Here is a 24,510-nt window from a genome sequence, read left to right as displayed (position 1 = left end):
TTGGTCTTATTCTGGTTTTATTTAGTTCCAGCCGCATCAGCTTTTGGGGCTTTTTTCTTGAACATTTCAAGCATGCGACGGGTGACCATAAAGCCACCAAAAATATTGATAGAAGCAAGGAAAACAGCAACTGCACCAATGATGCTGGTGAGAGTGATTTCATCGCCACCGATTACTTCAGTCTGGAGCAGTGCGCCAACAATGATGATGCCGGAGATAGCGTTCGTTACAGCCATTAAAGGTGTATGCAATGCAGGGGTAACGTTCCATACAACGTGATAGCCAACAAATATGGCCAAGACAAACACGGTAATGTTTTGAACGGTGAGGATGCTTTGAAAGGCAGCGAGATCCATAGTGTTTCCTTAGTATTTTTACTATTAGTTTTTGCGGACGGCTTGGCCATCACGGCACATTAAGCAAGCAGTAACGATATCGTCATCACTCGGGATAACCAGCTTTGCGTCTTTATCCACAATGAGCTTCATGAAGTCGAGTAAATTGCGTGAATACAGAGCAGATGCATCTGCTGCAACCATGCTTGCTAAGTTGGTATATCCAACAATCTTCACACCATTCACATCAATGATTTTGTCTGCTTGCGTTAAAGGACAATTTCCTGAACCGTTATCGCCTTTGCCAGCAGCCAAGTCGATCACCACAGAACCTGGCTTCATATTGGAAACAGTGTCGCTATGCAAAAGAACTGGTGGCTTACGGCCAGGAATCAATGCGGTAGTAATCACGATGTCAGCTTGTTGCGCGCGCTCGGCAACCAAGGCTGCTTGACGTTTCATCCAAGCTTCTGGCATTGGGCGGGCATAACCGCCAACGCCTTGAGCAATTTCGCGCTCTTCATCGGTTTCGTATGGGACGTCAACAAACTTAGCACCCAAAGATTCAATTTGCTCTTTAGCAGCAGGGCGAACATCAGAAGCTTCGATTACTGCACCAAGACGTTTTGCTGTAGCGATTGCTTGCAAACCTGCAACACCAGCGCCGAGGATGAGTACGCGAGCCGCCTTAACGGTTCCCGCTGCAGTCATCAGCATTGGCATAAAGCGCTGATACTCATTAGCTGCAACCATGACAGCTTTGTAGCCGGCGATGTTGGCTTGTGAAGATAGGACGTCCATGCTTTGTGCACGTGTTGTGCGCGGGGCTGCCTCTAGTGAGAATGCAGTAACGCCTTGCGCTGCCATTGCGGCAATCATGTCGTTATCAAATGGATCTAGCATGCCGAGAAGTACAGCACCAGATTTAATTTGCTTGAGCTCAGCAGCTTCAGGTGCGCGAACCTTGAGAACAATCTCAGCACCAAATGCATCTGCTGCGCTACCAATAGTCGCGCCGACAGCTTCAAATGCAGAGTCTGGTTGACTGGCTTTTACGCCGGCATCCTTTTGAATGACTACGGTATGACCTTGACCAATTAATTTTTTAACGGTTTCTGGTGTGGCGGCTACTCGAGTTTCCCCGGGCCTTGTTTCCAGTGGCACTCCTATGCGCATGGCATGTCTCCAAAAGCAAAATTTTTAAAAAAATCTATTTTAGTTAAATAGGCTTGATTTCACCTATTTACTTACCCCTAAGTCCGCTTGCTTGGTTTTTGCCTAAATTTCTGTGAAATTGGGCTAAGACTTCTACAATATGGTCTGTCAGCTTATATTGAATTCTCGCATTTTTTGATGATCCCGCTCAATTCTTCCGCAATCCCATCTTCCAGGCCCAAGAAAGTCGTTATTGGCATGTCTGGAGGGGTAGATTCGTCAGTGGCAGCTTGGATGCTCAAAGAACAAGGCTTTGAAGTTATTGGCCTTTTTATGAAGAATTGGGAGGATGACGATAACGATGAGTACTGTTCGGCCCGTCAAGATTGGCTAGACGTGGTTTCAGTGGCCGATATGATCGGAATTGATGTGGAGGCAGTCAATTTCGCTGCCGAATACCGCGAGCGCGTATTTGCTGAGTTTTTGCGTGAATACGCTGCAGGGCGAACACCGAATCCCGATGTCTTATGTAACGCCGAAATCAAGTTCAAGGCCTTTTTAGATCATGCGATGAGTTTGGGTGCAGATGCGATTGCTACTGGTCACTATGCACGCGTTCGTCACGAGGGTGGAAAAGTCCAGCTATTAAAGGCAGTCGATGCGAGCAAAGATCAAAGCTATTTCTTGCATCGCTTAACGCAACAGCAATTGGCAAACGTCATGTTCCCGCTTGGAGAAATTCCAAAGACTGAAGTCAGAAAAATTGCTGAGCAGATTGGTTTGCACAATGCAAAAAAGAAGGACTCTACTGGAATTTGTTTTATTGGGGAACGTCCCTTTAGGGAGTTCTTAAACCGCTATTTACCGCGCGTACCTGGCCCCATTAAAACGCCAGAAGGTAAGATCGTTGGTGAGCATATGGGCTTAGCCTTTTTTACTTTGGGGCAGCGCAAAGGTATTGGTTTAGGCGGCAGTCAAGATGGCAATGGTGATGCTTGGTATGTTGCTCGTAAAGATATTGCAAACAATACGCTGTATGTGGCGCAGGGCCACGAACACCCGTGGCTATTGGCTAACAAGCTAGCTGCGATGGATGCAAGCTGGGTTTCTGGTGAGATGCCGGCGCCTGGAAACTATTCAGCGAAGACCCGTTATCGTCAGGCAGACTCTGCTTGTACATTGAGCGCTGTAACTGAAGCACTCGGTTTCGAATTAAGTTTTCCTGATGCACAGTGGGCAGTTACTCCTGGACAATCTGCTGTACTTTATGACGGAGATATTTGTTTGGGTGGCGGAATTATTTCCGCATAAGTTTCATCGCCCAGCACCAGAAAGAAAAATGCCAATCATTTTTGATTGGCATTTTTAATTAAGCAGCAGGTGGTTCAGTTTCAATAAAAGAAGGTCGTTGCAATAACTTTTGATAGAGACGATCTAAGTTTGGATATTGCGTTTGCCATTTCACCTCTGGAAAGCGAAATAATAAATATCCAATTGCGCAGCCGACAGCAATGTCCGCCAAAGTAATTTGATTGCCATGACACCATGCGTTTTCGCCAAGCTGTTCAGACATTTGGCGAAGGGCGGCATCAATCTTGCCCATTTGGCGGTCATACCAAGTTTGGCTTTGCTGTTCTACTGGACGGAGGGTGCGCTCCAAACGGGCCAAGATGCCCGCATCCATAACGCCGTCAGCCAGGGCTTCCCAGGTTTTAACCGAAGCTCTTTCACGGTTATCGGCTGGAATGAGCTTGCTTACAGGGCTTAGGCCATCCGCATATTCGGCGATTACCCGAGAGTCATAAATGGCCTCTCCATCGTCAGAAATCAGGCAAGGGACCTTCCCAAGGGGGTTGTTGACCCCAATTTTGGTGTCTGCGGCCCAAACATTCTCTAATTCGAGGTCTACATCGACCTTTTTCTCGTTAAAAACAATGCGTACCTTGCGTACGTAGGGGCTGGTGAGGGATCCGATTAGTTTCATGGGCCTAGTATAGCGATCCTAATTCCCGCTTGCAGGGCTCCCAAACACATTAAAATTAGCTTTTATTGACATCTTCAATGCAAAGGCAATATTCGTGAGTCAGCCGCTTTCTACCCTTAATGCACTTTCCCCTTTAGATGGTCGCTACGCCGGAAAACTAGATGCTTTGCGTCCGTGGCTTTCCGAAGCGGCTTTTATGCGCCAACGTGTTTTTGTGGAAATTCATTGGCTTTTGGCTTTGGCAACTGCCGGCCTTCCTGATGTCCCAAAAATTAGTGCTGCTGATGAAGCGTTTTTACTTTCGTTGCCAGAAAGCTTCTCTGACGCAGATGCTCAGCGCATCAAAGATATTGAAGCAGTCACCAACCATGACGTAAAAGCGGTTGAGTATTTCCTGAAAGAAAAAGTAGCAGGCCGCCCAGACTTATTAAAGGCAAGTGAGTTTATTCATTTTGCTTGTACTTCCGAAGATATCAATAACACCTCTCATGGGTTGATGTTGCGCGGTGCGCGCGATGAAGTGCTGTTGCCACAACTTCGTAAGGTTCTTTCTGTTCTCACTGACCTAGCTCTTGAGCATGCCAAGGTTCCCCTGCTCTCTCGTACCCATGGCCAACCGGCTTCACCAAGTACTCTTGGTAAAGAGATTGCAAATATCGCTAAACGCTTGGAGCGAGCAATCGATGCAATTGCTGCAGTCCCACTCTTGGGAAAGATGAATGGCGCAGTTGGAAACTACAACGCTCACTTGTCTGCTTACCCTGATTTTGACTGGGAGAACTTTTCTAAGAACGTCGTTGAGAAGCGTCTTGGCCTGACTTTTAATCCTTACACCATTCAGATCGAGCCACACGACGGTATGGCACAACTCTTCGATGCGATTGCTCGCGCCAACACAATCCTTTTGGATATGGACCGTGACTTCTGGGCCTACATTTCTGTCGGTTACTTTAAGCAACGTACTAAAGCGGGTGAGATTGGTTCGTCCACGATGCCGCACAAAGTAAATCCAATTGACTTTGAAAATTCTGAAGGTAACTTAGGTGTGGCTAATGCTTTGTTGCGTCACCTTGCTGAAAAATTACCAATCTCTCGTTGGCAGCGTGACCTTACTGACTCAACTGTATTGCGTAACCTAGGACCTGCATTTGGTCATAGCGTATTGGCTTACGACAGTGCCTTGCGCGGCCTTGGTAAGTTGGAAGTGAATCTTGCGGTAATCGCTGCTGATTTGGATGCGTGTTGGGAAGTATTGGCAGAGCCTGTGCAAACCGTTATGCGTCGTTATGGCATCGAGAACCCATATGAGCAGTTAAAAGAATTGACTCGCGGTAAGGGTATTAATCAAGCGGATCTCCAAACCTTTATTCGTGGCTTAAAGATTCCGGATGATGCAAAGGTACGTTTGCTGGAGATGACTCCATCTTCTTATTTGGGTAAGGCGGTCGAGTTGACCGAACGTCTGAAAAAGTGAGTTTGAATACCAATTCAGAATACGGGGCACGTCCTCGATTCTGGTTTGCTGTTTATCAATTGCTGTGGCATCTGTTGTTGCCACTGGCATTCATTCGACTGGCTTGGCGTGCTCGTCATGCCTTCTCCTACATGCATCACATTCCTGAGCGCCTAGGCTTCGGCTATAGCAAGCCAGTTACTCAGGGATCTATTTGGATTCATGCGGTATCTGTTGGTGAGACGCGCGCCGCCCAGCCTTTGATTGAAGCCTATTTGGCTAGGGGTGAATCCATTTTATTGACGCACATGACGCTCAATGGTCGACGTACTGGTAAACAATTATTTGCTCAAGCGATTGCTTCCGGAAAAATTCGACAAGTCTATTTGCCATATGACCTCTGTTGGTCAGTGGAGCATTTCTTAAAAACGTTTAAGCCAAAATTAGGTCTCTTCATGGAAACCGAAGCATGGCCAACAGTCGTCTTTCGTTGCAAAGAAATTGGCTTGCCTTTATTTTTGGTAAATGCGCGACTCTCTGAGCGAAGTGCGCGTCGCGTCAATCGATTTGGTAAAGCAGGTTGCGCCTTGTTTCAAGCGTTTGCAGGAATCTTGGCTCAAACCGAATTTGATGCTCAGCGCTACCGTAGCCTGGGCGTTACGAACGTTCAGATCGTTGGCAACTTAAAGTTCGATGTGCCTTTGGATCAACATCTCGTGGAACAAGGTAAGCATTGGCAACAAGACATACATGCAGGCAATCGCTTGATGGTTTGCGCGGCAAGTACCCGCGATGGAGAGGAAGTAATTATTCTGAAGGCTTGGAAGGGCTTGCTCTTGAGTAATGCTTTTGCAATTGCACCCTTACTCTGTTTGGTGCCGCGTCATCCAGAGCGATTTACGGAGGTAGCAGATCAAATCAATGCTGCTGGCTTAAAGTTTCGCCGCCGTAGTGAGTGGCCCGATACACCAAAGGAGTGTGCGGGACTGGATGTCGTTCTAGGCGACTCGATGGGTGAGATGCCGATGTATTACAGCGCATCTGACTTGGTGTTGATGGGTGGAAGCTTATTGCCTTTTGGTGGTCAAAATCTCATTGAAGCGTGCGCTGCTGGATGCCCTGTTCTTTTAGGTGAGCATACGTATAACTTTCAGCAGGCTGCATTAGATGCCATTGAAACCGGTGCTGCTAAGCGAGTTTTTGGCGATTTGCTGCTAGGTGAGTCAGTTGCCTTGATGGAGGCTTTGAAAGAGTCGCTTTTAAATACTACTGAGCTTGCAAGGATGAGTGGGGATGCTAAGACTTATTCAGTCGAACATCAAGGCGCAACCAACAGAATCTTAGTTGCCCTTGACCAACAAAACTTTTCGCTGAACTAAAAGTTGTTGCGTTAAACCCGTGCCCCGAAGTTCGGGTCGTCATTACGAGCATTGTCGTCTGGTTTTTTATCACCCTTCACCAAATCTTCACGTGTAACACCGAGCCACATAGCCAGTGCTGCAGCAACGAAAACTGAAGAGTAGATACCAAACAAAATACCAATCGTTAGCGCTAAGGCGAAATAAAAGAGTGTTGGGCCGCCGAAGATCAGCATTGCCAAAACCATCATTTCGGTGCTGCCGTGGGTGATTACGGTGCGGCTAATGGTGCTGGTGATAGCGTTATCAATGATTTCACGCGTGTTCATCTTGCGGTACTTGCGGAAGTTCTCGCGAATACGGTCAAAGATCACTACAGATTCATTCACTGAGTAGCCCAGCACTGCGAGGACTGCCGCCAATACCGACAGGGAGAACTCCCATTGGAAGAAGGCAAAAAATCCTAAGATGATGACCACGTCATGCAAGTTCGCAATAATGCCGGCGACCGCAAACTTCCACTCAAAGCGGAATGACAGATACACCACAATGCCAATGATCACAAAGATCAGCGCTTTTAAACCATCAATTGCCAGTTCTTGACCAACTTGCGGTCCAACAAACTCTACGCGTTGCAGTTTTACTCCAGTGGTTGCGGGATCAAGCGCTTGCATTACTGCAGTACTTTGATCCGCAGAGGAAATCAACTTGCCTTCAGCATCTTTTTGCAAGGGCAGACGAATCATCACATCGCGTGAGCTGCCAAAGTTCTGAATCTGGGTATCCGCATAGCCGAGTTTTTCAACTTTCGTGCGAATAGAGTCTAGTGGTGCAGTTTGTGGGTAGCTGACCTCCATGACCGTACCACCAGTAAATTCGATGGAGAGGTGTAGGCCGTTATGCCAGAGGAAAAAGACTGCAGCTAAAAAAGTAATTAAAGAAATCGCATTGAGCGCCAACGCATGGCGCATAAAGGGAATATCTTTTTTAATTCGGAAAAATTCCATGGCTTATTTCTCCTGTGGGCGCCAAACTTGGCCGATAGCGAGTTTTTGAATCTTCTTATGTCTGCCGTACCAGAGGTTAACAAGGCCACGCGAGAAGAAGACAGCCGAGAACATTGAAGTCAGAATACCTAAGCAGTGAACCACTGCGAATCCTTTGATGGGGCCTGAACCAAATGCCAATAAAGCAAGACCCGCAATTAAGGTGGTGACGTTGGAGTCCAAAATGGTTGCCCACGCTTTATCGAAGCCTACTGCAATCGCCGTTTGCGGCGAGGCGCCATTACGCAACTCTTCACGAATACGCTCATTGATCAACACGTTTGAATCAATCGCCATACCCAGAGCAAGTGCCATCGCGGCGATACCTGGCAAGGTGAGAGTGGCTTGCAACATTGACAGTACTGAGATGAGCAAGAGCAAGTTCACTGCCAAAGCGACAACGGAGAATGTGCCAAACAAAAGGTAATAGGCCATCATGAATATCGCGATGGCAGTAAAGCCGATTAAGAGTGACTTGAAGCCTTTTTCAATATTTTCTGCGCCCAAGCTTGGTCCAATGGTGCGCTCTTCAATGATTTCCATTGGCGCCGCCAAGGAGCCAGCGCGCAATAAAAGGGCTAAGTCATTTGCGCTCTCAGTAGTTGGTTGGCCGGTAATTTGGAACTTGGAACCAAACTCACTTTGAATGGTTGCGATTGTGAGCACCTCACCTTTGCCTTTTTCGAACAAGATCATGCCCATTGGTTTGCCAATGTTTTCACGAGTAACTTCTTGCATTACTCGACCACCCGCAGCATCTAAGGAGATGTTTACGGCGGGGCGTTGGTTTTGATCAAAGCCTGCGCTTGCATCGGTGATGCGATCACCGCTGAAGATAACGGATTTTTTAAATACACCTAAACGGTTTTCGCCAAAGCGGAAGGTATCCATGCCTGGAGGAGGTGTTTCGCCTAAGCCAATAGTGGAGACCAAGGGGTCGGCTAAGCGTGACTCGAGTGTTGCAGTGCGACCAATAATGTCTTTGGCGCGAGCTGTATCTTGAACGCCAGGCAACTGCACCACAATGCGCTCTGCACCTTGTTGCTGGATCACTGGTTCTTTAACCGCCAACTCGTTAACACGTTTATTGAGGGTGATGATGTTTTGCTTAACGGCGTTATCTTGAATTTCTTTTAATGCAGCTGGCTTAAATTCACCTACCAACTTTGGAGATAGGCCGGTAGGCTTCACTTGCCAAATGAGGTCTGGCTGAGCTGTCATTAATAATGTGCGAGCAGCATTGGCATCATCAGTGCTACCAAAGTTGATGGAGATGAAATCTGCGCCACGTTCAATACCTTGATGGCGAATGCTTTTATCGCGTAATTGACTGCGGATATCAGTTGCAAGAGAAGTCACCTTCTTTTGAACGGCACCCTTCATATCTACTTGCAGAAGGAAGTAAACGCCACCACGTAAGTCAAGGCCCAGGGGCATCGGTAGCGCGTTCATTGCATTAAGCCATCCAGGAGTATTGGATAGTAGGTTCAATGCAACGGTGTAATTGGGATCATTCTGATCGACGTTCAATTTTTGCTGCAAGAGATCACGTGCACGCAATTGAATATCGGTGTTATTAAAGCGAACCTTGATAGAGCCAACATTGCCAGCTACCTCAAAGAAGACGCCGGTGTTATTGATATTGGCTTCAGTCAGAATTTTTTCAACACGAGACTGCGTTGCCAAATCAACCTTGATGGTTGGTTTGGCAGACGAGACTTGAACCGCTGGGGCCTCACCATAGAAATTGGGTAATGAATACAGTCCGCCGATCAGTAGGGCAACGGCGATGACTAGATATTTCCAGAGAGGGTAGCGATTCATATTGAGATACTTTTAGTAAGACGTATTAAGCAAATGCATTAAGCAGACTTCAACGTGCCTTTTGGCAGTACTGTAGTGATGGCGCCTTTTTGCAATTGCACTTCAGTACCAGCAGAAATTTCAACTGTAACTACCTGGTCTTTTAGTGCGGTTACTTTGCCCATGATGCCGCCAACTGTAACTACTTCATCGCCAACACCCAATGATTCGAGCATTGCTTTAGTTTCTTTTTGACGCTTCATTTGTGGGCGAATCATGATGAAGTACAGAACAGCAAACATCAAGATCAATGGGAGGAAGCTCATCAAGCCACCAGAATCTGCGCCCGCTGCTGGAGCTTGGGCAAAAGCGTTACTAATCCACATACAAAACCTCCGTTAATTGCTAATTAAAAACTGCTTTGTTTTTCGACCTGTAAACCTGAGGCCGTAACCCGCAATTCTAAACTGTGTGGGGCTTTGGAGGTGATTTGCAGGGGGCCTTGCCCCCTTTAGGGCTATTAGTCCTGTCCAGGCTCAACGCCACGTTGGCGATTGCTATGAAATTCCTCGCGATAGGCGCTAAAATGGTCTTTGCTCAGGGCCTCGCGTACCTCTGTCATGAGTTGAAGGTAATAGGAGAGATTGTGGATGGTATTGAGCTGGGATCCCAGGATCTCATTGGCCTTTTGGAGGTGATTTAAGTAGGATCTGGTGAAGTTTTGGCAGGTATAGCAGGCGCAGGTCGGGTCAACAGGGCGATCATCGTCCTTATAGCCTGAATTGCGTAGTTTTAGGTCGCCAAAACGTGTAAAGAGCCATCCGTTACGGGCATTGCGTGTAGGCATCACGCAGTCGAACATATCAATTCCCAGGCTGACGCCCAAAATTAAGTCTTCTGGAGTGCCCACCCCCATCAGGTAGTGAGGCATATGTTCAGGTAGCTTTGGCGCGGTGAAATTCAAAATTCGCTCAAACTCGGGTTTTGGTTCACCCACTGATAAACCGCCAATGGCGATTCCATCAAAACCTTGCTGACTCACGGCGTCTAAAGAAAATTCGCGCAGATTTTCGAACATGCCACCTTGGACAATCCCGAAAAGTCCATTGCCGGTATTAAGTTCGCGAAAACGTTTTAGGGAACGATCACCCCAACGTAAAGACATTTCTAGAGAGGCGCGCGCAGTTTTTTCAGAGGTGGGTTGACCTTTGATCTCATACGGAGTGCATTCATCAAACTGCATTGCGATATCGCTATTGAGCACCGCTTGAATTTCCATCGATACTTCTGGAGACATAAAGAGTTTGTCGCCATTAATCGGTGAGGCGAAGGTCACTCCTTCCTCAGAAATTTTTCGTAGGGCGCCCAAGCTAAATACTTGAAAGCCGCCTGAATCAGTTAGGATCGGTTTATCCCAACCCATAAATCGATGTAAGCCACCATGTTTTTTAATAACGTCTAATCCTGGGCGCAGCCAAAGATGAAACGTATTCCCCAAAATAATTTGTGCTTTGGCTTCATGTAAATCACGTGGTGTCATTGCTTTGACGGTGCCATATGTTCCTACTGGCATGAAGATGGGTGTTTGTACGCTGCCGTGAGGAAGGTCAAGCTGACCAAGGCGGGCCGGACTTTGAGAGTCGCGCGCCAAGATATTGAAGTGAACGGGTTTGGTCATAACTTTATATTCTCGAGTCGGCAAAGAAACATCGCGTCTCCATAACTAAAGAAACGATACTTCTGATGAATGGCATGTTGATAGGCAGTGCGAATATTATCCATCCCTGCAAAAGCACTAACCAACATTAACAGGGTAGATTTTGGCAGATGAAAGTTTGTTAATAAACAATCCACCGTTTTAAATTGATAGCCTGGGCTAATAAATAGATTGGTCTCGCCACTACTTTGCCCGCTAGCTGCCTGGCTTTCTAGGGCGCGTAGGCTAGTAGTACCAACGGCGATCACTCTTCCACCATTTTTTTTAGTAGCCTCGATAGCCTGCAGAGTTTGTTCAGGAATGGAATACCACTCGTAGTGCATCTTGTGTTTTGAGAGATCCTCTTCTCGTACAGGGGTAAAGGTTCCAGCGCCTACATGTAATGTGACTGTAGCTTGATTTACACCCACCTCTTTTAGCTTTTGCAAAATCGCCTCATCAAAATGCAGGCCTGCTGTTGGGGCGGCTACCGCTCCTGGATTTTTAGCTACAACTGTTTGATAGCGCTGCGCATCTTCGCCATCAGGCTGATGCTCGATATAGGGAGGCAGGGGTAGTTCGCCAAAGCGTTCTAATAAAGAAAAAACATTCTCTGGGAAGCGAACCTCATAAAAGCGCCCGTCATAACCAATCATCTCAACAGGAAAGGTTTCGCCTGCTTGGTTATGGATATGGACAATCATTCCGGTTTTGGGGACCTTTGAGGCTCGAATTTGAACCCAAGCCTGCTTTTCGCCGCTAATGCGCTCAATGAGAAGCTCAACAACCCCGCCAGTTTCCTTTTTGCCGTGTAAGCGCGCCGGAATTACCTTGGTGTCGTTGAAGACTAATAAATCCCCAGGCTTCACAAGGCTAAGAATGTCCTTAAACTGTCGATCTACCAATTGGACGTGTTTTTCCCTGTCAGCCTTAACCTCTAAGAGGCGGCTATCAGTCCTATTCGCCAAAGGATGTTGGGCGATTAGATTGGGTGGGAGTTCGTAATTGAAGTCGGAGAGTTGCATAGCATTACCATCAGGTATTAGATTTTAACGATGACTACTAAACAAGCGCCAAGCACACTCCAAAAGATGGGTTTAGACAGCCCAATGGCCCTTGCTTTGCATTTACCTTCTCGCTATGAGGATGAGACTGAGCTTCTTACCATCGAGGAGGCTATTGCCCGGGGTAGGTTTGCCTCAGCCCAGACTCAAGGTGTGGTTATCCGTAATCAGGTCTTATTTCGGCCTAGGCGACAAATGGTCGTCACTATCGAAGACGAGACGGAAACCTTAAATCTACGCTTTTTGAATTTCTACCCAAGCCAACAAAAGCAAATGGCAATCGGAGTCCATGTGCGGGTGCGCGGAGATGTGCGCGAGGGTTTTCAGGGTTCAGAAATGGTTCACCCTACGGTTCGAGCGGTAGCACCAGACGCTCCATTACCTGCTAGCTTGACTCCGGTCTATCCCGCAAGTGTCGGAGTGTCGCAAACCATTATTCGTAAAGCGGTGACGCAAGCTTTGCGTGACCCAAGTCTGCAAGATAGCTTGGCAGAATTTTTGCCCAAAAAACTGATGGCAGAGTTGTTGCCCAGTAATGATTGGCCAAATTTACAGGCAGCAATTACTTATTTACATCAACCACCTGCAGATGCAAATACCCAATCGTTATTAGAGCGAACTCACCCGGCATGGCGTCGAGTGCAATTTGAAGAATTACTGGCCCAACAAATATCCTTAAAACGTGCACATGCGATTCGTAGTGAGCGACATGCCCCAAGCTTTATAAAAGATAAAAAGGAAAAAAAGCAAAGTTTTGAAGAAGGCTTGCTCAAAGTTTTACCGTTTAAATTAACAAACGCACAAGAGCGTGTTTGGTCGGAAATTAGCAGCGACCTTTCCAAATCCTTTCCTATGAATCGCCTGCTTCAGGGCGATGTGGGTAGTGGTAAGACAGTGGTGGCCGCCTTGGCTGCCGCCAGAGTGATGGACCATGGCTATCAAGCCGCCATCATGGCCCCTACCGAAATCTTGGCAGAACAGCATTACCTCAAAATGAAGGAATGGTTCGAGCCTCTAGGAGTTCAAATTGCCTGGTTATCGGGAAGCCTGAAAGCGAAAGAAAAAAGACTTGCACAAGAGATGATTGAAAATGGGCGGGCGCAGTTAATTGTTGGTACGCATGCCTTAATTCAGGAGAGTGTCAGCTTTGCTAAGTTGGGTCTAGCGGTTATTGATGAGCAGCATCGCTTTGGAGTTAGGCAGCGTTTAGAAATCCAGCAACGCGTTGGATCTGAATTGTTTTACTGCCATCAATTGATGATGTCAGCTACACCTATCCCGCGCACCTTGGCGATGACTTATTACGCCGATTTAGATGTTTCGGTAATCGATGAATTGCCTCCTGGGCGCAAGCCAATTGCAACCAAGGTAGTTAAAGCGAGTCGCCGCGATGAAGTCATTGGCGGTTTGCAAAGTTGGCTCTCTAAGGGGCTGCAAGCATATTGGGTTTGTCCCTTAATTGAAGAGTCTGAAGTGCTGCAGCTTCAAACGGCAGAAGAAAGTTTTGAGCAACTCACACAAGCTCTACCAGGTTTTAAGGTAGGTTTAGTGCATGGCAGATTAAAGGCAGATGAAAAGGCGGCAGTAATGGCTGCCTTTAAGGCGAATGAGATTCAACTCTTGGTCGCCACTACGGTTATTGAGGTTGGTGTTGATGTCCCTAATGCCGCGTTGATGGTGATTGAGCATGCTGAGCGTTTTGGCTACGCCCAGATTCATCAATTGCGTGGGCGCGTGGGCAGGGGCTCTGCGGATTCGGTTTGTATTTTGATGTACGCGGAGCCACTTTCTATGGCGGCTAAGGAGCGCTTACAAACATTGCGCGAGACATCGGATGGGTTTGTGATTGCTGAGCGTGATCTCTCGCTTCGTGGTCCAGGAGAGCTTTTGGGTGCCAAGCAGTCCGGTGATGCCATGTTGCGCTTTGTGGATTTGCAGCGGGATGCCTGGTTAATTGAGTTGGCTCAGCAGGCAGCGGATCGTTTGCTCCAAGATCATGGTGATTTGGTTGAACGACATTTAGAGCGCTGGCTTGGATCTCGCGCAGAATTTCTAAAGGCTTGATAATTCCTATATGAATTTACAAGACCGTTTAATTTCATATGCATATTTAATCAGGCTGGATAAGCCTATTGGGACCTTATTGCTTTTATGGCCTACGCTTTGGGCCCTTTGGTTAGCAAGTAGCGGCACACCTGACTTATCTATCTTGACCATCTTTGTAGTGGGTACGTTTCTAATGCGTAGTGCTGGTTGCGCAATGAATGACTATGCGGACCGCGATTTTGATCGCCATGTAAAAAGAACGCAAGGCCGCCCAGTCACTAGTGGAAAAATCTCTGGCAAAGAGGCTGTTGCAGTGGCTGGCGTATTGGCTTTGATGGCCTTTCTCTTGATTCAACCCTTAAATGCTTTTACTAAGCAATTGTCAGTATTCGCTTTGTTAGTCGCCTTTGTTTATCCCTTCACTAAGCGCTTCTTTGCAATTCCTCAAGCCATTTTAGGAATTGCCTTCGGCTTTGGTATTCCCATGGCCTATGCTGCAATTCTGGATTTCATTCCCCTAGAGGCTTGGTTCTTATTTATTGGGAATATATTTTGGGCAATCGCATATGACACCGCTTACGCTATGGTTGATCGAGATGATGACTTGCGCTTGGGCCTTAAAACCTCTGCTATCACTTTTGGTCAGTTCGATGTAGTTGCAATCGCAATCAGCTACGGGATGCTTTTTCTGAGCCAGCTATGGGTGGCGCAATTAGCTAATCTCAGTAATTATTTTCTAGTCGGCTGGTTTGCGGCATTGGCTTGCGCAATCTATCACTTAAAACTGGTATCTACTCGCAATAGAGAAGATTGCTTCAAGGCTTTTCGCCACAATAACTGGTTAGGCGGTTTTTTATTTCTAGGAATTGTTTTAGGTTTAAGCCTAAATTAGCTCTTTCCTAGCTCATCACCCATAGTTTCGCCGCGCTGACTAGCCGCATCAATCGCTTTCTCCAGAATCTCATGCCAGCCTTGCTGCTTCAGCACATCCAAAGCTGCTGCTGTAGTGCCGCCTTTGGAGGTCACTCTTTCTCGTAGAACGCCTGCATGCTCATCGGAGTTATGGGCTAGCTGTGTGGCCCCTTCTAGGGTTGCATAGGCTAGTTTGCGTGCAGTCTGGGCATCAAGACCCAACTTCTCTCCAGCAGATTGCATGGCTTCCAAGAAGGCAAAAACATAAGCGGGGCCGCTACCAGAAACAGCAGTCACTGCATCCATCAGTTTTTCTTCTGAAACCCATACTGCTTGTCCCACTGCATTACAAATGGTTTCAGCCAAAGCTCGGTCAGATTCATTAACGGCAGCATCTGCAAATAAACCAGTAATTCCTTTGCCAATTAAAGCGGGGGTATTTGGCATGGCGCGAACACAACGTGCATGATCTAACCAACGACTCATATCTTTGAGACGAATACCAGCGGCGATACTCAGAATTAGTGGGCCTGGCGCGCTGGCATGTTTTAGTTTTGAGGCTAATCCCTTGGCAACGACATTGAAGTCTTGTGGTTTTATTGCCATCACAACAACATTATTTTTAGAGAAGTCAAAAGCGATTTGCTCTAAAGCGCCAATGCCTTGCACTCCAAAATCTTCGTAAAGTTTTAAGGCTGTAGAGGCGTTTGCTTCTACAACGGAAATTTGATTGGGCTCAAACCCATTCGCAAGAAGACCGCTAATGAGGGCGCGTCCCATATTGCCACCACCAATAAAGGTAATGTGGGCGTTGCTATTTTTTTTTGTTGAGTTTTGTACAGTTTTGTTTGTAGTCATTTGCTAATCTTATCGCGCTTCCCAAAAATGGCTGTACCAATACGAACCATAGTGCTTCCTTCGGCAATAGCAGCCTCCAAATCATCCGACATCCCCATCGAAAGAGTGTCAAAGAATTGGTATCCCAATTCAGTAGCATGAGCAGTTTGAATTTTCTTAAAGCAATCCTGTACGGCTGCAAAAGCTTGCCTTTGCTCGATCGGGTCTGGGTTGGGTGCGGGGATAGCCATTAAGCCTCTGAGAACCAGGTTTGGCAAAGAGGTAATGGCATTACACAGGTCTTCCACTTCCGCCAGTGAAATCCCACTTTTGGTGTCTTCTTCACTGACGTTTATTTGTACGCAAACTTGTAGAGGAGGCAAGTCTGGAAATTCACCGCGTTGTGCAGAAAGGCGCTCAGCGATCTTAAGTCTATCGACACTATGAACCCAATCAAAGTGCTCTGCTACTTCTCTAGTTTTATTGCTTTGCAGTGGACCAATAAAGTGCCAGATCAACCAAGGGCGTAATTTGGCAAGCTTTTCAATCTTTTCGACTGCTTCTTGGACATAGTTTTCGCCAAAAGCCGATTGACCCGCATGCATTGCTTCCTCGACCACTGAAGCAGGAAAGGTTTTGCTAACAGCCAAGAGTTCAATCTCTTCAGGCTCGCGCTTTGCTGTCAAAGCGGCAAGCTCAATACGTTCCCTAATTTGTATTAGGTTTACAACAATTGAATTCATGAGGCCTTAGAAGATTTGCTGATCAATTGATCTACGATTTCAATCCAATGCACTACTGGAGTGTCATCTTGCTGAAGATGGGTGATGCAGCCAATGTTTCCGGAAACAATGACCTCCGCCCCAGATTCCACGCAGGCCGCATTTAAGTGAGTCAGTTTATTTCTGCGGAGTTGCTCGGATAGTTCTGGTTGAGTAACTGAGTAAGTGCCAGCAGAGCCACAGCAAAGATGGCTATCGGCGCACAAACGAACGCCAACACCAATGCTGGAGAGTAAGCCTTCTACTTTGCCGCGAATTTGTTGCCCATGCTGCAAAGTGCAAGGTGGGTGATACACCACGCCTGGTTTTGGATCTGTGCCAATCAACTGTACGAGTTCATTTTCAAGAGCCGGAAGAATCTCAGAAATATCTTTAGTTAATTCAGAGATCTTTTTGGCTTTACTTGCATAAACTGGATCATTGGAAAATAAATGACCATAGTCTTTCACCATGACGCCGCATCCAGAGGCTGTCATCACAATAGCTTCAACTCCACTTTCAACTAGTGGCCACCAAGCATCAATATTTTGCTTAGCATTCTCTAGCCCCCCAGCTTGATCATTTAGGTGATAGCGTAATGCTCCACAACAGGTAGCGCTTGGCGCGCTAATTAACTGAATCTTTAAAGCATTCAGTACGCGGGCTGTTGCTGAATTGATGTTTGGCAACATGCCAGGCTGTACGCAACCTTCAAGCAAAACCATTTTGCGCTGATGAGTTGCGCTGGGTCTTGCATAGGCATCGGTGGTGCTGGCTAAGGCTTTATTAATGGTAAGTGGAATCTTGCGTTTGATTCCACTTGGCATCAATGGGCGCACTAAACGACCCAAGGTCATGGCTGTATTAAATAAAGCAGGTTTTGTTAAACCTTCTTTTAGAGCCCAACGAGTTAGGCGTTGAGTAACTGGGCGCGCAGGCGTATTTTCTTCTGCCCACTTGCGGCCAATATCCACTAGATTCCCGTATTGCACTCCACTAGGGCAAGTACTCTCGCAATTGCGGCAGGTTAAACAACGGTCTAAATGTAAACGCGTTTTTTCAGTAGGGGCCTGACCTTCAGCAATTTGCTTGATCAGATAGATGCGTCCGCGCGGACCATCTAACTCATCCCCAAGTATTTGATAAGTGGGGCAAGTTGCGGTACAGAAACCGCAATGGACGCATTTACCCAGAATGCGGGCTGCCTCGATACCTTCCGGTGTGTTGGCAAATTGAGGGGCGAGTTGAGTTTGCATAGAAATACTTATGGAAGACGTTTAGTAGCAAATACACCAGCGGGATCAAAGGCTGATCTTAGGCGTTCTTGTACTGCCTCGAGGGCTTTGGAATGGGATTGTTCTGATAGCAATGTAAAACGCTGATAAGCAGGGTCAACGTTTGCGCCCTGTCTAAAGCGAGTCGCATGTCCACCATGAGAGTTTGCTAATGCTTTGAGTGTATTAAAGGTGGCTTCATCACCAGACGCTTTAATCCAGCGTTGTTGACCGTGCCACTCCAAAATAATTTCATCATTGGCGCCAGTAATCGCGATGGGTCCACACGCAGCAGGTAATGCCAAGCGATAGAGAGTTTGATCGACACCAAGATTATTAAAGGCAGCGAGTTTTTGTTCGCGCAAATCATCCCAGAAATTTTCAGCTACTTCTGCGTTGAGTTCTGCGGCATTTATTAAAGAACGCATCAATGGAATTGCGGCCTTAACGGCAGCAGCTGCACCAGCGAGACGGAAAGTTAACTCTCCATCTCCACCTTTTCCTGAGCCAATCCAGCAACTTGCTGATAGAGGTAGAGGTTGACCAGCCCATTGATTCAAAGCTTTCAGAGCTTTTTCTTGGGAAATCTGACAGCGTAACGTAGCGGTAGCTGCTGGCTTTGGGAGTACTTTGACTGATGCCTCCAATAAAAGCGCTAGTGTTCCCAGGGATCCAGGAATCAAACGTGAAACGTCATACCCTGCAACGTTCTTCATAACTTTGCCGCCAAAGGAAAGGTCTTGACCTTTGCCATCCAGAATACGAGCTCCCAATACAAAGTCTCGGAAGTTGCCGACGGTGATGCGTCCAGGTCCAGCAAGACCTGCGGCGATTGCACCACCAAAAGTTGCGTTCTCACCAAAATGAGGCGGCTCAAAAGCGAGCACCTGATTTTTTTCCTTGAGAGCCGCTTCAATTTCTTTTAGAGGCGTGCCTGTACACGCGGTGATTACCAGCTCCTCTGGCTGATATTCCAGAATGCCTGAGTAAGGGCGTGCATCAAGTTTTTCGTATCCATTCGGATTTCCATACCAAGATTTTGTGCCGCCACCTTCAATCGAAAGCGAAGTCTTATTCTTGGCTGCATTTAGAATTTGCTCGCGGAATGCGTTGATCTGCGGATTGGAGATTGTCATTAGAAGCGCTCCAATTCTGGGTGAGGCAACTGGCCACCACTAATTCTCATGCGACCGTACTCGGCGCAGCGATTCAATGTTGGAATGGCTTTATCTGGGTTCAGTAACTTCTCTGGATCAAAAGCGCTCTTCACGCCCCAGAAAGATTCGCGCTCACCCTCGCCAAACTGAACGCACATTGAATTAATTTTTTCAATGCCAACACCATGTTCACCGGTGATGGTGCCACCAAGCTCCACACAGGCTTCTAAAATTTCAGTACCAAATTCTTCGGCACGATGCCATTCTTCTTGATCGGCGCCGTTAAATAGAATGAGTGGATGCATGTTGCCATCGCCAGCATGAAAAACATTCAAACAACCAAGACCATACTTTTCTTCCATGCCCTGAATGCGTTTGAGTAGGGTGGCAATATGACGACGAGGAATAGTGCCGTCCATACAGTAGTAATCAGGTGCTAAGCGGCCGGCAGCAGGGAAGGCATTCTTGCGGCCACTCCAAAACTTTAAGCGTTCACTCTCATCCTTGGAGATCTGAATACCGCTAGCACCAGCTTCTTCGAGTACCTTGGTCATACGTTCGATTTCTTCAGCAACCTCCTCTGGAGTGCCGTCGGATTCGCAGAGTAAAATTGCTGCAGCATCGAGGTCATATCCTGCGTGTACAAACTCTTCTACGGCGCGGGTAGTAGCCTTATCCATCATCTCTAAACCAGCAGGGATGATGCCGGCAGCAATGATGGCGGCAACAGCATTACCACCTTTTTCAATGTCATCAAAGCTAGCCATAATCACGCGCGCTAATTTTGGTTTGGCAACTAATTTCACGGTGACTTCAGTAACTACTGCGAGCATACCTTCGCTGCCCATCATGATTGCTAGTAAATCTAGTCCAGGAGCATCTGGCGCTAGACCGCCAAATTCCACAATCTCACCATTCATTAGTATTCCGCGGACACGGAGAACGTTGTGCAGAGTGAGGCCGTATTTAAGGCAATGCACGCCACCAGAGTTTTCATTGACATTTCCGCCAATAGAACAAGCAATTTGTGATGAAGGGTCTGGTGCGTAGTACAGGCCAAGATGTGCAACCGCTTCTGAGATCGCAAGATTGCGAACGCCAGGCTGAACCACTGCTGTGCGTGTAAATGGATCGATGCTGATAATTTTTTTAAGCTTTGCCAAAGAAAGTACCAAGCCTTGAGAAAGTGGCATTGCCCCACCAGAGAGGCCAGTTCCAGATCCGCGCGGAACCACTGGAATTTGCATCGAGTGGCAAATCTTCAAAATTTGGACGACTTGCTCTTCTGTTTCTGGAAGTGCTACTGCCAGAGGCATGCGTCGATAGGCAGCTAAACCATCACATTCGTAGGGAATGGTGTCCTCCGGCTCCCATAAAAGGGCATGCTCCGGAAGGATTGGGCGTAATGCCTTAACCAATTTGGACTGAAGGGCGCTAATAGCGGCTAAATCGGGGGGTGGGGTCACCATATTCATAAGAATCATTTTAGCCATTTACCTATAATTAAGCTTATGGGAAATCGACTATCAAAAATCGCCACTAGAACGGGTGATGCAGGAATGACCGGCTTAGGCGATGGAAGTCGCGTTGAGAAGGATCACCTACGGATCTGCGCCATGGGCGATGTTGACGAGTTGAACTCTGAAATCGGCGTTTTGATGACTGAAGACATCCCGGAAAGCGTTTCCGCCGAAATGCGCGAGCTTTTTCTGCAGGTGCAGCATGATTTATTTGATTTGGGCGGAGAGCTATGTATTCCCAACTACAAACTACTCAATCCTGAGCATGTTGCCCAGCTCGATGTTTGGCTAGAAAAATATAACCAGCAGTTACCACCTTTGACAGAGTTTATTTTGCCTGGCGGCACTCGCGCCGCAGCGCAAGCCCATGTTTGTCGTACTGTTTGCAGAAGAGCAGAGCGTTCAATTGTTCGCTTGGGCTGGGAAGAGCCTTTATACGATTCTCCTCGTCAATATGTCAATCGCTTGTCTGACCTACTCTTTGTTATTGCGCGTATTCTCAATCGTGCAGCTGGTGGATCGGATGTGCTTTGGAAGCACGAAAAAAAAGAGACTAAATAAATTAGTCTCTTTTAGCTGTGCTACTGAGTAATTTCGGCTGCGTTATTTTTTCTTGTTTCTACGATTCTTAACGGCGGTTGCAAGACGCTCCAGCACTTGCACTGAATCATCCCAATTAATGCAAGCATCGGTAATGCTGCGGCCATACTCAAGTTTGCTTGGATCATCTTTGCCTGGCGTGAATTTTTGAGCGCCGTCATTTAGATGGCTCTCAACCATTACGCCAAAAATCTGATGGGATCCAGATTCAATTTGTTGTGCGACATCATCAGCAACAATGATTTGACGCTCATGCTTCTTGCTTGAATTGGCGTGAGATAGATCTACCATCAAACTGGCTGGAAGCTTTGCTGCTTCTAGCTCAGCGCAGGCTGCCTGAACATACTTTGCTTCATAGTTAGGCTCTTTACCACCACGCAAAATCACGTGGCAATCTTTATTTCCTTTGGTTTCCACAACGGATACTTGACCGTTCTTATGAACAGATAAGAAATGGTGCGGACGACCTGCGGCTTGAATAGCATCAGTAGCAATTTTGATATTGCCATCAGTGCCATTCTTAAATCCGATAGGCGCAGATAAACCAGACGCGAGTTCACGATGGACTTGACTCTCGGTGGTGCGTGCACCAATTGCGCCCCATGAAATCAGGTCAGCAATATATTGTGGAGAAATTACGTCTAAGAATTCGCTACCAGCTGGCATGCCTAAGCGATTAATTTCCATCAATACTTGACGCGCAAGGCGGAGTCCTTCTTCGATGCGATAGCTTTCGTCGAGGTATGGGTCGTTAATCAAACCTTTCCAGCCAACAGTGGTACGCGGTTTTTCAAAATACACGCGCATCACAATTTCTAATTCACCAGAAAAACGCTCGCGCTCAGCCAAGAGACGTTGGCAATATTCAAGCGCTGCTTTTGGATCGTGAATTGAGCATGGTCCGATGATGACGAGTAAACGATCATCTTTGCCATGAATAATGTCGCGAATTTTTTGACGAGTTTTGCTAATCAACGCTTCAGTTGGTGTTCCAGAAATTGGAAAGAAGCGAATCAAATGCTCTGGCGGAGGCAGAACAGAGATGTTGTGAATGCGTTGATCGTCGGTATCCGAGGTCTTGTCGACTGCGGAGTACCAATTAGCTGGGTTTGTATTTTGTTGGCTCATACGGCTATTTTAAGCCGTAATTTGGCAATCTCAGGCAGTCCCGCCCACGGTCAGGCTATCAATCCTCAGGGTGGGCTGCCCAACCCCGACGGGAACGCTTTGCCCCTCTTTGCCGCAAACCCCTACGCCGCCATCTAGTTTGAGGTCATTTCCAATCATAGAGACCTGTTTTAAGGACTCGGGACCGCTACCAATAATGGTTGCACCTTTAACAGGGTATTGGATTTTGCCGTTTTCCACCCAATAAGCTTCAGAGGCGGAAAAAACAAATTTGCCGCTTGTAATGTCTACCTGACCGCCACCGAAATTCACTGCATAGAGACCTCGCTTGATGCTGGCCACAATTTCTTGGGGATCATCTTTGCCGGCAAGCATGTAGGTATTCGTCATGCGTGGCATCGGGAGAGATGCAAAACTTTCACGACGACCATTTCCTGTGAGAGGCATATTCATAAGTCGAGCATTGAGGCTGTCTTGAATATAGCCCTTCAAAATACCATCCTCAATCAAGGTAGTGCATTGAGTGGGAGTGCCCTCATCATCAATATTTAAGGATCCTCTGCGTCCAGAAAGAGTTCCATCATCGACTACGGTTACACCTTTGGCGGCAACGCGTTGTCCGATACGACCAGCAAAAGCCGAAGATCCTTTGCGATTAAAGTCACCCTCTAGACCGTGACCAACTGCTTCATGTAAAAGAACGCCAGGCCAGCCAGGACCCATGACTACTGTCATTGGTCCTGCAGGAGCGGGGCGTGATTCTAGATTTACTAGTGCGCCATCTACTGCTTCATCAACATAGCGATTGATAAGTTCGGCATCAAAGTAAAGATAGTCATGACGTGCACCACCACCAGAAGAGCCTGATTCACGACGACCATTTTGTTCTGCGATCACATGTACAGAAACCCGTACTAGCGGACGAACGTCAGCTGCAAGAAGGCCGTCGGCTCTCACTACGAGGACGACGTCAAATTCACCAGCTAGACTCGCCATGACTTGAATGATGCGCGGATCACGTGCTTTTGCACGACGCTCAATACTTTCAAGTAAGGCAATTTTTTCCTTAGGCTGGAGGGAGTCCAGAGGATTGAGATCGGAGTAAAGCTTATTAGAAACCGGATTAAAGAGTTTGCTTGCAACCGCTTGTTTTCCGCCTTGAGGTCCAATTACTCGGGTGGCTTTTGCAGCCTTATCCAGAGCCTCTAAATTAATTTCGTCTGAATAGGCAAAAGCAGTCTTGTCACCATAAATTGCTCTGACACCAACACCTTGGTCGATATTAAAGCTGCCAGATTTCACAATACCTTCTTCAAGACTCCAGCTTTCGCTGCGGGTATGCTGAAAGTAAAGGTCAGCATCGTCAAGGCGATGGGTAAACATGTTGCCAAATGTATGGTGAAGATCTTGCTCTGATAACCCTGTTGGTTCAAGCAGGATTGACTTCGCTAGTTTGATGAGGTCTGCTTGTTTTTTGGCTTTGGTCCAGCTGGCTGGAAATAGTGCTTCTGGTGCATTCATCTGGTTCAGGTGATCTTTCGTTAAAGCCTGCGGTGTGCAAGAGCGGGTAACTTAGAGCGTACCTCGTTTAATTTTTCTTTGCACAAAACCCCAGAAATAAAGCCTTCGCCTTCTGGAAGTTGGGCCAAGATTGCGCCCCAGGGGTCAATCAACATGCTATGACCCCAAGTACGACGTTGGTTTTGGTGTGTGCCGCCTTGAGCTGAAGCCAAAACGTAGCATTGATTTTCAATAGCTCTGGCGCGTAAGAGGATCTCCCAGTGATCTTTACCAGTTGTATAAGTAAAGGCAGCAGGAATAACGTGGCAGTCAACTTGACCTAGAGAGCGATATAACTCTGGAAAGCGCAGATCGTAGCAAATGCTCAGACCAAAAGACCACACTTCTTGATTAGCTGAAATTTTCAAAAGGCTTGGAATTTCTCCCGGTTCAATAGTTTCAGATTCTTGGTAACGTTCAGTTTGCGTTTGGAAGCCAAACAAATGAATTTTGTCGTACCGACCAATTGTCTTGCCCTGAGGATCAAAGGCGAGAGTGGTATTTAAAACCTTGTTCTCATCTTTAGCTTTAAGGGGGATAGTCCCCGCAATGAGATGAATACCATTTTCTTTTGCTGACGCGGCAAGCTGTTCTTGAATAGGTCCACTTCCAAAGCTTTCACGAGCTTGAACTTTGTCGGTATCTTTGAGGCCCATAAGACAAAAATATTCTGGAAGCGTAATGACTTGGGCGCCGTCGTTGGCAGCAGCCTTAATGAGTCGACTAGCTGTCGACAAATTTTCTTTCAAATCCGGGGTCGACACCATCTGAATGGAGGCGACCTTTAGTTCCGTGAAGTGTTCTGATGTACTCATAGAGAC

General features: G+C 47.0%; 22 protein-coding genes. 6 read left to right on the top strand and 16 right to left on the bottom strand.

The annotated features are described in order from the left end of the window. Positions 1-17: 17 nt before the first annotated feature. Both C2745_RS08290 and C2745_RS08285 read right to left on the bottom strand, forming a co-directional pair. Positions 18-356 carry a proton-translocating transhydrogenase family protein gene (locus C2745_RS08290; RefSeq protein ID WP_011903634.1) on the bottom strand — a complete coding sequence of 113 codons (339 nt, stop codon included), beginning with the start codon at positions 354-356 and terminating at the stop codon, positions 18-20. Between the two features lie 24 nt (positions 357-380). Then, a complete protein-coding gene (locus tag C2745_RS08285) occupies positions 381-1,511 on the bottom strand; it encodes a Re/Si-specific NAD(P)(+) transhydrogenase subunit alpha (protein ID WP_215384130.1) in 1,131 nt (376 codons plus the stop codon). 177 nt (positions 1,512-1,688) lie between these two features. Between C2745_RS08285 and mnmA the strand changes: the two genes are divergently transcribed. After that, complete coding sequence (gene mnmA / locus C2745_RS08280; RefSeq protein ID WP_215385665.1) at positions 1,689-2,801, top strand: tRNA 2-thiouridine(34) synthase MnmA; 1,113 nt, start codon at positions 1,689-1,691, stop codon at positions 2,799-2,801. A 58-nt stretch (positions 2,802-2,859) separates the two neighbouring features. Here mnmA and C2745_RS08275 read toward each other — a convergent pair whose 3' ends face one another. Further along, on the bottom strand, positions 2,860-3,474 hold the full coding sequence (locus C2745_RS08275; protein WP_215384129.1) for a glutathione S-transferase C-terminal domain-containing protein: 615 nt from the start codon (positions 3,472-3,474) through the stop codon (positions 2,860-2,862). 94 nt (positions 3,475-3,568) lie between these two features. On the opposite strand from C2745_RS08275, the gene purB reads away from it, so the two are divergent. Both purB and C2745_RS08265 read left to right on the top strand, forming a co-directional pair. After that, a complete protein-coding gene (gene purB / locus C2745_RS08270) occupies positions 3,569-4,948 on the top strand; it encodes an adenylosuccinate lyase (RefSeq protein WP_215384128.1) in 1,380 nt (459 codons plus the stop codon). Beyond that, on the top strand, positions 4,945-6,306 hold the full coding sequence (locus tag C2745_RS08265; RefSeq protein WP_215384127.1) for a 3-deoxy-D-manno-octulosonic acid transferase: 1,362 nt from the start codon (positions 4,945-4,947) through the stop codon (positions 6,304-6,306). Before purB ends, C2745_RS08265 begins: the two co-directional genes overlap by 4 nt. Positions 6,307-6,317: 11 nt before the next feature. Here the strand turns inward: C2745_RS08265 and secF are convergent, their stop codons facing one another. The 5 genes from secF to queA form a co-directional block, all read right to left on the bottom strand. Further along, on the bottom strand, positions 6,318-7,292 hold the full coding sequence (gene secF, locus C2745_RS08260) for a protein translocase subunit SecF (RefSeq protein ID WP_215384126.1): 975 nt from the start codon (positions 7,290-7,292) through the stop codon (positions 6,318-6,320). Positions 7,293-7,295: 3 nt separating this feature from the next. After that, on the bottom strand, positions 7,296-9,155 hold the full coding sequence (gene secD, locus C2745_RS08255) for a protein translocase subunit SecD (RefSeq protein WP_215384124.1): 1,860 nt from the start codon (positions 9,153-9,155) through the stop codon (positions 7,296-7,298). Positions 9,156-9,193: 38 nt separating this feature from the next. Then, positions 9,194-9,520 (bottom strand): preprotein translocase subunit YajC, encoded by a 327-nt coding sequence (gene yajC, locus C2745_RS08250; protein ID WP_215384122.1) that lies wholly within the window; start codon positions 9,518-9,520, stop codon positions 9,194-9,196. A gap of 134 nt (positions 9,521-9,654) precedes the next feature. Continuing rightward, positions 9,655-10,812, bottom strand: coding sequence for a tRNA guanosine(34) transglycosylase Tgt (gene tgt, locus C2745_RS08245; protein WP_215384121.1), 1,158 nt, complete (start codon positions 10,810-10,812; stop codon positions 9,655-9,657). Then, positions 10,809-11,855 (bottom strand): tRNA preQ1(34) S-adenosylmethionine ribosyltransferase-isomerase QueA, encoded by a 1,047-nt coding sequence (gene queA / locus C2745_RS08240; protein ID WP_215384119.1) that lies wholly within the window; start codon positions 11,853-11,855, stop codon positions 10,809-10,811. Before queA ends, tgt begins: the two co-directional genes overlap by 4 nt. Positions 11,856-11,885: 30 nt before the next feature. Here queA and recG point away from each other — a divergent pair, with 30 nt between their 5' ends. Both recG and ubiA read left to right on the top strand, forming a co-directional pair. After that, positions 11,886-13,958 (top strand): ATP-dependent DNA helicase RecG, encoded by a 2,073-nt coding sequence (gene recG / locus C2745_RS08235; RefSeq protein WP_215384117.1) that lies wholly within the window; start codon positions 11,886-11,888, stop codon positions 13,956-13,958. Between the two features lie 10 nt (positions 13,959-13,968). Further along, entirely contained in the window at positions 13,969-14,832 is an 864-nt protein-coding gene (gene ubiA, locus C2745_RS08230) for a 4-hydroxybenzoate octaprenyltransferase (RefSeq protein WP_215384115.1), read from the top strand. Here the strand turns inward: ubiA and proC are convergent. From proC to C2745_RS08205, 5 genes are read right to left on the bottom strand one after another with little or no spacing between them, the layout of a single operon-like run. Then, positions 14,829-15,710: a pyrroline-5-carboxylate reductase gene (proC, locus tag C2745_RS08225; RefSeq protein ID WP_215384113.1), complete on the bottom strand. Its 882-nt coding sequence runs from the start codon at positions 15,708-15,710 to the stop codon at positions 14,829-14,831. The genes ubiA and proC overlap by 4 nt on opposite strands. Continuing rightward, positions 15,707-16,432 (bottom strand): YggS family pyridoxal phosphate-dependent enzyme, encoded by a 726-nt coding sequence (locus C2745_RS08220; RefSeq protein ID WP_215384111.1) that lies wholly within the window; start codon positions 16,430-16,432, stop codon positions 15,707-15,709. The genes proC and C2745_RS08220 overlap by 4 nt, the downstream gene beginning before the upstream one ends. After that, entirely contained in the window at positions 16,429-17,706 is a 1,278-nt protein-coding gene (gene glcF, locus C2745_RS08215; protein WP_215384110.1) for a glycolate oxidase subunit GlcF, read from the bottom strand. The genes C2745_RS08220 and glcF overlap by 4 nt, the downstream gene beginning before the upstream one ends. A gap of 8 nt (positions 17,707-17,714) precedes the next feature. Next, on the bottom strand, positions 17,715-18,860 hold the full coding sequence (gene glcE, locus C2745_RS08210) for a glycolate oxidase subunit GlcE (RefSeq protein ID WP_215384108.1): 1,146 nt from the start codon (positions 18,858-18,860) through the stop codon (positions 17,715-17,717). Further along, positions 18,860-20,365, bottom strand: coding sequence for an FAD-linked oxidase C-terminal domain-containing protein (locus C2745_RS08205; protein ID WP_251368432.1), 1,506 nt, complete (start codon positions 20,363-20,365; stop codon positions 18,860-18,862). Before C2745_RS08205 ends, glcE begins: the two co-directional genes overlap by 1 nt. 27 nt (positions 20,366-20,392) lie before the next feature. On the opposite strand from C2745_RS08205, the gene C2745_RS08200 reads away from it, so the two are divergent. Beyond that, positions 20,393-20,962 (top strand): cob(I)yrinic acid a,c-diamide adenosyltransferase, encoded by a 570-nt coding sequence (locus C2745_RS08200; protein ID WP_215384106.1) that lies wholly within the window; start codon positions 20,393-20,395, stop codon positions 20,960-20,962. Positions 20,963-21,004: 42 nt separating this feature from the next. Here the strand turns inward: C2745_RS08200 and C2745_RS08195 are convergent, their stop codons facing one another. From C2745_RS08195 to C2745_RS08185, 3 genes are read right to left on the bottom strand one after another with little or no spacing between them, the layout of a single operon-like run. Then, the gene (locus C2745_RS08195) at positions 21,005-22,129 is read right to left on the bottom strand and encodes a 3-deoxy-7-phosphoheptulonate synthase (RefSeq protein WP_215384104.1); all 1,125 of its coding nucleotides are present in this window, start codon (positions 22,127-22,129) and stop codon (positions 21,005-21,007) included. Between the two features lie 30 nt (positions 22,130-22,159). Next, entirely contained in the window at positions 22,160-23,650 is a 1,491-nt protein-coding gene (tldD, locus tag C2745_RS08190; RefSeq protein WP_251368318.1) for a metalloprotease TldD, read from the bottom strand. Between the two features lie 20 nt (positions 23,651-23,670). Beyond that, complete coding sequence (locus C2745_RS08185; protein WP_215384102.1) at positions 23,671-24,504, bottom strand: carbon-nitrogen hydrolase family protein; 834 nt, start codon at positions 24,502-24,504, stop codon at positions 23,671-23,673. Positions 24,505-24,510 lie beyond the last annotated feature (6 nt).

Source organism: Polynucleobacter sp. AP-Kolm-20A-A1 (genome assembly GCF_018688315.1).
In the GTDB taxonomy this organism is placed as follows: domain Bacteria; phylum Pseudomonadota; class Gammaproteobacteria; order Burkholderiales; family Burkholderiaceae; genus Polynucleobacter.
This window is presented reverse-complemented; position numbering and strand designations above follow the sequence as displayed.

Excerpts from the sequence above, each read along its gene's own strand:
- C2745_RS08290 (WP_011903634.1), bottom strand. The coding sequence starts at position 356 with ATGGATCTCGCTGCCTTTCAAAGCATCCTCACCGTTCAAAACATTACC.
- C2745_RS08285 (WP_215384130.1), bottom strand. The coding sequence starts at position 1,511 with ATGCGCATAGGAGTGCCACTGGAAACAAGGCCCGGGGAAACTCGAGTA.
- mnmA (WP_215385665.1), top strand. The coding sequence starts at position 1,689 with ATGATCCCGCTCAATTCTTCCGCAATCCCATCTTCCAGGCCCAAGAAA.
- C2745_RS08275 (WP_215384129.1), bottom strand. The coding sequence starts at position 3,474 with ATGAAACTAATCGGATCCCTCACCAGCCCCTACGTACGCAAGGTACGC.
- secF (WP_215384126.1), bottom strand. The coding sequence starts at position 7,292 with ATGGAATTTTTCCGAATTAAAAAAGATATTCCCTTTATGCGCCATGCG.
- secD (WP_215384124.1), bottom strand. The coding sequence starts at position 9,155 with ATGAATCGCTACCCTCTCTGGAAATATCTAGTCATCGCCGTTGCCCTA.
- yajC (WP_215384122.1), bottom strand. The coding sequence starts at position 9,520 with ATGTGGATTAGTAACGCTTTTGCCCAAGCTCCAGCAGCGGGCGCAGAT.
- tgt (WP_215384121.1), bottom strand. The coding sequence starts at position 10,812 with ATGACCAAACCCGTTCACTTCAATATCTTGGCGCGCGACTCTCAAAGT.
- queA (WP_215384119.1), bottom strand. The coding sequence starts at position 11,855 with ATGCAACTCTCCGACTTCAATTACGAACTCCCACCCAATCTAATCGCC.
- recG (WP_215384117.1), top strand. The coding sequence starts at position 11,886 with ATGACTACTAAACAAGCGCCAAGCACACTCCAAAAGATGGGTTTAGAC.
- ubiA (WP_215384115.1), top strand. The coding sequence starts at position 13,969 with ATGAATTTACAAGACCGTTTAATTTCATATGCATATTTAATCAGGCTG.
- proC (WP_215384113.1), bottom strand. The coding sequence starts at position 15,710 with ATGACTACAAACAAAACTGTACAAAACTCAACAAAAAAAAATAGCAAC.
- C2745_RS08220 (WP_215384111.1), bottom strand. The coding sequence starts at position 16,432 with ATGAATTCAATTGTTGTAAACCTAATACAAATTAGGGAACGTATTGAG.
- glcF (WP_215384110.1), bottom strand. The coding sequence starts at position 17,706 with ATGCAAACTCAACTCGCCCCTCAATTTGCCAACACACCGGAAGGTATC.
- glcE (WP_215384108.1), bottom strand. The coding sequence starts at position 18,860 with ATGACAATCTCCAATCCGCAGATCAACGCATTCCGCGAGCAAATTCTA.
- C2745_RS08205 (WP_251368432.1), bottom strand. The coding sequence starts at position 20,365 with ATGATTCTTATGAATATGGTGACCCCACCCCCCGATTTAGCCGCTATT.
- C2745_RS08200 (WP_215384106.1), top strand. The coding sequence starts at position 20,393 with ATGGGAAATCGACTATCAAAAATCGCCACTAGAACGGGTGATGCAGGA.
- C2745_RS08195 (WP_215384104.1), bottom strand. The coding sequence starts at position 22,129 with ATGAGCCAACAAAATACAAACCCAGCTAATTGGTACTCCGCAGTCGAC.
- tldD (WP_251368318.1), bottom strand. The coding sequence starts at position 23,650 with ATGAATGCACCAGAAGCACTATTTCCAGCCAGCTGGACCAAAGCCAAA.
- C2745_RS08185 (WP_215384102.1), bottom strand. The coding sequence starts at position 24,504 with ATGAGTACATCAGAACACTTCACGGAACTAAAGGTCGCCTCCATTCAG.